Here is a 5,544-nt window from a genome sequence, read left to right on the forward strand (position 1 = left end):
GATGCCCCCTATACAGGAACGTTCAGCGGGAAACGAATCCGGCGCGGCCTGTACCGTTTCGCTAACGGCAGGACGGCCAATGCCGACATCAACGGTGCCGCTAATATACTCCGAAAAAGTAAGCAGAACTTCGATTTCGAGGAACTGTGTAAGGGGCTTTTGGACAGCCCTTTGAGAATAAGGCTATCCTGATTTCAGGAGAAAACTTAAACAGCAACCTTCTCAAGAATCTCCCGCGTCTATAAGCGGGAGAGGTTCAAAAAACCTGCCATCATGCCAGAGTGAGCTGTGGTGGAATTTCGCGGCGGGCCGCCCGTCGGGACGGCCCCTACGAAAAGGCCCCGATTGGGGCGATTTTTACGAGCCGAGGGTTACTCGAGGCGATGTCGTTATTCTGAGTCTGTTGCCGCGTAGCGGCATCTGAGTCCGAGGCGGCCTGCGGGCGCTTTAGCGCCCTAACTACTTGCGGAATTGCCTATTCTACGGTAATATAAACGTATACAATACCTTATTATATACACAGGAGGCTGTTACTATGGCAGACAATAAAACATACGCTGTGTTCCAGACGAACCGCGGCGATTTTACGGTAGAACTTTTTGCAGACAAGGCACCGATTACGGTCGAAAATTTTGTGAATTTGGCAAAATCCGGTTTTTATGATGGCACGATTTTCCATCGCATCATTGCCGATTTCATGATCCAAGGCGGCGACCCGACGGGTACGGGATGCGGCGGCTCGAAACAGACGATTCCTGATGAATTCGGTCCGGGCCTCGATTTCAGCGAACCCGGTGTCCTGGCTATGGCCAATGCCGGCCCCAATACGGGCAGTTCCCAGTTCTTCGTGACGGTCGTCCCGACGCCGTGGCTCCAGAACCATCATTCTATTTTCGGCAAGGTCGTCAAGGATTATGACGTCGTCGAAGGCATCAGCAGAGTCAAGACCGATTTTGCCGATAAACCGCTGGAAGATGTTGTCCTGAATACGGTGAAAATCGTCACGGAAGAAGCCTAAGGGCTTCATGTTATATTATACGTATATGGTGCGCTGCGCCGACCAGTCTTTATATACGGGCTGGACGCTGGATGTGCCCCGGCGGGTCGCAGCGCATAATGACGGCAGAGGGGCTAAGTATACCCGTTCCCGTCGCCCTGTAACCCTGGCCTGGTGCCAGGGTTTTCCTACAAAACACGAGGCCATGCATTGGGAATGGCAAATCAAGCAGTGGACGAAAAAGAAGAAGGAGAAGCTCTGCCGGGAACAGCTTTCGCTAACGGATGAGGGAGGATGATAGGGATGAAATTATGGAAAAAATGGCTGACGACTCTCGTTGCCAGCCTGTCTCTCTGCGTGGCGCCTGTCGCCATCGCTTCGGCTGCGTCGACGGCGCAGATCCTGCTCTATGGGGCAGCGACTATGGCTCTGGCCAAACAGCAGCTGCTCCAGATGGACAACAACAATCAGAAGCAGATGTTGGCCAATACGCAGGCCAAGACTGGTGTCGTCGATAATGAAGCCTACAGCGACCGTCTGGAAAATATCCAGCGCAACCTCGTAGCGACGGGCCTCATCAAGCGCAATTACGATGTCTATGCCAACCCGTCGAAAGAGTTGAACGCCTTTGAAACGATTGGCGGCGTCATTTCCGTCAATAAGGGGATGCTCGATGCCCTCAACGACGATGAACTGGCCTTTACCATGTGCCATGAAATGCAGCACGGCGAAAAACGCCATGCCATCAACGGCGTCCTCAAGAGTATCGGTATTTCGACGCTCATCGACGTTTCCCTTGGCGGTAATGCCGACGTCCTCGACATTCTCCTGGGCAGTGTGGCCGTCAATTACATCGACAATGAATTCGTCACTATGGACCAGGAAAAACAGGCCGATGCGACGGGCTTCAATGTCTTCAAGAACACGGCCTACAATGTCGGCGGCGCGGCTTCGTCCATGCAGTACGTTTACGAACAGTACGGCGAACTGTGGCAGGAAGGCTTCAAGCGCGTCATCAGTCCGAATAATCATCCTCAGATGTCGAGCCGTATTGAAAAGCTGGCCGGCCGCATGACCTTGTGGTCGGGCAACCGCGTCCAGGTCGGCGGCAACACGGTCTATGTCAATGCCAAACCCGTCGTCACACCGGCTGCAGCCGGGACGTATTCGTCGCGGCGCCGGGCTTTCCTGGTAGCGGGCAATCTGGCCCGGGCTACGCATGACGTCTACGGCGAAGCGACGAAAGACGACAAGGTCGTTACGGAAGCGATGAACAAGAAGCAGCCGTCGTGGAACGTAGCGTCCCGCGGTAACGATGTCTATGTCAACGACTTGCGCATCATGACCTGTGCTGACGGTGATGATCAGCCGGCTATCGTCAAGAATATCCAGTCGGCCCTGGAAGCCAAGCCGGCCATGTTGAGCAAGAAGGAAATCCAGAAGCAGAATAAAGCCTGGACCCAGAAGTACGGTTATAAGAAAGATAAGAAGGAGAAGAATGCGTAAACAATTAGCTTTTATCACGGCTCTCATGGCCCTGACCCTGGGGGTCGGCATCTTTGCCGGCGCCCGTCAGTCGACGGACTCCCACGGTGTCGACGTGGCCCTGGAAGAAGCGCGGCAGCATGTAAAGGCCGATAGTGATGACATGCCGGCTTTGCGGGAAAAACCGCATGTCACTCTCCATTATCCGGCGACGGATCCGGCTGATGGCCATCCCATCCTGCGCTGGAGCCGTGTCGACGGGGCTGTCATGTATGACGTGCAGATCTTGAAGAAAGAGGAAGAAAAAGGCGATGACGGAAAGGTCAGTACGTCTTACGAGCCTTTCATGGATGACCAGAAGGCTTATACGACGGGACTGGAACTGGATTTGCCCGATACCTTCCTGGGACAGGTCTTTTACTGGCGCGTCCGCGGCCTCGATTTGAAGGGCCGTCCGGTCAGTGAATTTTCGGATATCGAAGAAGCGCATGTCGATATTTTCCAGCCTTTTACGGAAAAGCCGACGCCCTTGTCCTTTTTCAACCAGGGACCGGGACAGACCCTGCTCTATCCGGTCTACGACTGGATAGCCGTACCGGGGGCAGCCAAGTATGAAGTAGAAATCCTCAACGATTTGCCGGAAGATCCGAATGGTACGGCGCCGTCGATTCATCGCATCGACAGTTACACGCCGCAATATGCCCAGCAGTACGACCAGAAGGCCCGCATGGGCGATAAGCCCTTTTACTGGCGCGTCCTGGCTCTGGATGGGGCAGGCAATCCTATTGGCGGTTATTCCGATGCCCTGCCCTTTGAGCTGGACCCGGCAGCGGAACAGGGCGTCGTCGCTATCTTTGGCGACAGTATCAGCCACGGTGGCGGCAGTATTTCCTATTCGCCGACGGATTGGGACTTCAGTTACGCTTCGTATCTCATGTTCCCGACAATCAACCTGGCCCAGAGCGGCGATACGAGCGCCATGGGCGTCGAACGCTTCGACCGCGACGTCCTGCCCTTCAAGCCGTCGTATGTCATTATCCTCATCGGCTCCAACAGCCTCCGCGCCGGCGTGCCGGCCGGTGAAGTCATCAGTGACTTACAGACGTTGAAGGAAAAATGCCTGAGCCATGGCATCAAGCCCGTTTTCCTGACCATTCCGCCGCTCAATCCGGAGAACATCAAGGCTGCCTTCGACCAGGATACGGCCGATGACTGGCGCGGCGCCATTGCCGAAGTCAACGACTACATCGACACGCAGGTCCATATCGACATCACGCCGGGCATGGCCGACAGCCGCGGCGAACTCAAGACCGAACTGGCCCTGGACGGACTCCATCTCGACCCGCCGGGCAAAAAAATGATGGCTGCTGCCATCAATAACGCCTGGGCCAGCATCACCGCCCTGCCCGATAGCGCCTGGGAGTAAGGGAAAGGGCTGACGCCCTTTCCAGTGGTTAGTGGTTCTTTGTTCGTTAATAAGCGGGCCGATATCCCCGTGATTGTAGGGGGCGCCGCGTGGACGCTCCTGCTAGGATTTGGAGTATTTTTTAGCAGACTGATTGGAAAATCGTACATATCCCGTACATATCCCGGAGCGGGCGCCCCACGTCGCCCCTATAGAAAAAGAGGCTGTCGCATATGCGACAGCCTCTTTTTTTACACCTTCTCCAGTAATCGTTTGGCTGTGAACTGGTCGGTGATGAGAACGTTGGCGTAGCCTCCTTTTAGGGCCGCCCGGATACTGGCGATTTTGCCTTCGCCGCCGGACAGGAGGATGCTGTATTCTTTGTTGCGCAGGTCATCGAGGGCGATACCGACGGTGCGGTCGTTCAACTCCTGGCTGGAGATATTTCCGTCTTTATCGAAGAAGCGGGAGCAGATATCGCCGACGGCGTGGCTCTTGAGGTAGGCCTTTTCCTGGGCGTCGGCATAGCCCAGACGGAAGAACAAGGCATTGTCGCGGACGGTGCCGACGCTGAATATGGCGATGTTGGCGTTGCGGCCCAGTTCCAGGACGCGCTTGATGTGGCGGTCGCGGTAGACCATTTCCTTGACCTCTTTCGAGTCGAAGAGGACCGGCAGCGGCAGGTACTGGGCGATAGTTTCATAGTTCTTGGCGAATTTTTCCAATATTTCATTGGCAAAGGTTTCGCTCGTCGACAAGGTGATGCCCCCTTCGAGCTGGACAATCTGGGCGCCCTTCAGGGGATGGGGGATGAGCTGGTGGGACAGGCTGTGCAGGGTCGTGCCCCAGCCGACGCCGATGATGTCCCCGTCCTGGATGATTTCATTGATATAGGCAGCGCCGCGCTGGCCTATATATTTCTTGACCTCTTCTTCATCTTCGATAGGGGCGTTGGCGATGCAGACATCGCGCAGGCCGTATGCGGCGGCGGCTTTTTGGGCCAGCTGGCCCTGGTCTTCGATGGGGTCGAAGATTTCGATGCGCACGAAGCCCATGTCCTTGGCGTACTGTAAAAGCCGCGATACCGACGGACGGGACAGCTGCAGCTCTTTGGCAATCTCGGCCTGGCTGAAGCCCGACTGGTAATACAATTTGGCAGCGCTGATGGCTAGTTTATTCTTATCATGTTGCATAGGAATCCATCCTTAATTATAGATATTTTGAACCTCTCCCGCTTATAGAAGCGGGAGATTCTTGAGAAGGTTGCTGTTTAAGTTTCCTCCTGAAATCAGGATAGCCTTATTCTCAAAGGGCTGTCCAAAAGCCCCTTACACAGTCCTTCGAAATCGAAGTTCTGCTTACTTTTACGGAGTATGTTGGCGGCGCCGTTGATGTCGGCATTGACTGTCCTGCCGTTGGCGAAGCGGTACAGGCCGCGCTGGACTCGTTTCCCGCTGAACGTTCCTGTATAGGGTGTATTCGGCTGGTATACGGGAATATCATCCAAATCCAGGCAGCTGGCCTGAGAGGTATAGGACTCTTCCTGTTCCAGATAGGTTATCCCGTAGCGTTCACACAGGTGTTTCAAGGTACTACGCAGATAGCTCAGGCTGATTTGGGTGAAATGTTGATTCGTCACTTTGCCCAGTTTTAGTCC

Annotated in this window: 6 protein-coding genes and 1 pseudogene; 5 read left to right on the forward strand and 2 right to left on the reverse strand. The window is 54.8% G+C overall.

Features of this window, described 5'->3' with window-relative positions; all coding sequences use genetic code 11:
- From WMO23_RS10825 to WMO23_RS10845, 5 genes and pseudogenes are all read left to right on the forward strand, one after another.
- Positions 1 to 192, forward strand: a pseudogene (locus tag WMO23_RS10825) (zinc ribbon domain-containing protein); the annotation flags it as partial.
- Between the two features lie 343 nt (positions 193 to 535).
- On the forward strand, positions 536 to 1,018 hold the full coding sequence (locus WMO23_RS10830) for a peptidylprolyl isomerase (protein ID WP_020311621.1): 483 nt from the start codon (positions 536 to 538) through the stop codon (positions 1,016 to 1,018).
- A gap of 7 nt (positions 1,019 to 1,025) precedes the next feature.
- On the forward strand, positions 1,026 to 1,295 hold the full coding sequence (locus WMO23_RS10835) for a GIY-YIG nuclease family protein (RefSeq protein ID WP_020311622.1): 270 nt from the start codon (positions 1,026 to 1,028) through the stop codon (positions 1,293 to 1,295).
- Positions 1,296 to 1,300: 5 nt separating this feature from the next.
- A complete protein-coding gene (locus WMO23_RS10840; protein ID WP_020311623.1) occupies positions 1,301 to 2,503 on the forward strand; it encodes a M48 family metallopeptidase in 1,203 nt (400 codons plus the stop codon).
- Positions 2,496 to 3,908 carry an SGNH/GDSL hydrolase family protein gene (locus WMO23_RS10845; RefSeq protein ID WP_301877531.1) on the forward strand — a complete coding sequence of 471 codons (1,413 nt, stop codon included), beginning with the start codon at positions 2,496 to 2,498 and terminating at the stop codon, positions 3,906 to 3,908. Before WMO23_RS10840 ends, WMO23_RS10845 begins: the two co-directional genes overlap by 8 nt.
- Before the next feature lie 230 nt (positions 3,909 to 4,138).
- On the opposite strand, the gene deoR is transcribed toward WMO23_RS10845, so the two are convergent.
- A complete protein-coding gene (gene deoR / locus WMO23_RS10850; RefSeq protein ID WP_301877532.1) occupies positions 4,139 to 5,080 on the reverse strand; it encodes a DNA-binding transcriptional repressor DeoR in 942 nt (313 codons plus the stop codon).
- 95 nt (positions 5,081 to 5,175) lie between these two features.
- Positions 5,176 to 5,544: zinc ribbon domain-containing protein (locus tag WMO23_RS10855; RefSeq protein ID WP_435404769.1), on the reverse strand; the 369-nt coding region annotated here is incomplete at its 5' end.

The organism is Megasphaera intestinihominis, from assembly GCF_040096415.1.
Classification (GTDB): Bacteria; Bacillota; Negativicutes; order Veillonellales; family Megasphaeraceae; genus Megasphaera; species Megasphaera intestinihominis.

Excerpts from the sequence above, each read along its gene's own strand:
- WMO23_RS10830 (WP_020311621.1), top strand. The coding sequence starts at position 536 with ATGGCAGACAATAAAACATACGCTGTGTTCCAGACGAACCGCGGCGAT.
- WMO23_RS10835 (WP_020311622.1), top strand. The coding sequence starts at position 1,026 with ATGTTATATTATACGTATATGGTGCGCTGCGCCGACCAGTCTTTATAT.
- WMO23_RS10840 (WP_020311623.1), top strand. The coding sequence starts at position 1,301 with ATGAAATTATGGAAAAAATGGCTGACGACTCTCGTTGCCAGCCTGTCT.
- WMO23_RS10845 (WP_301877531.1), top strand. The coding sequence starts at position 2,496 with ATGCGTAAACAATTAGCTTTTATCACGGCTCTCATGGCCCTGACCCTG.
- deoR (WP_301877532.1), bottom strand. The coding sequence starts at position 5,080 with ATGCAACATGATAAGAATAAACTAGCCATCAGCGCTGCCAAATTGTAT.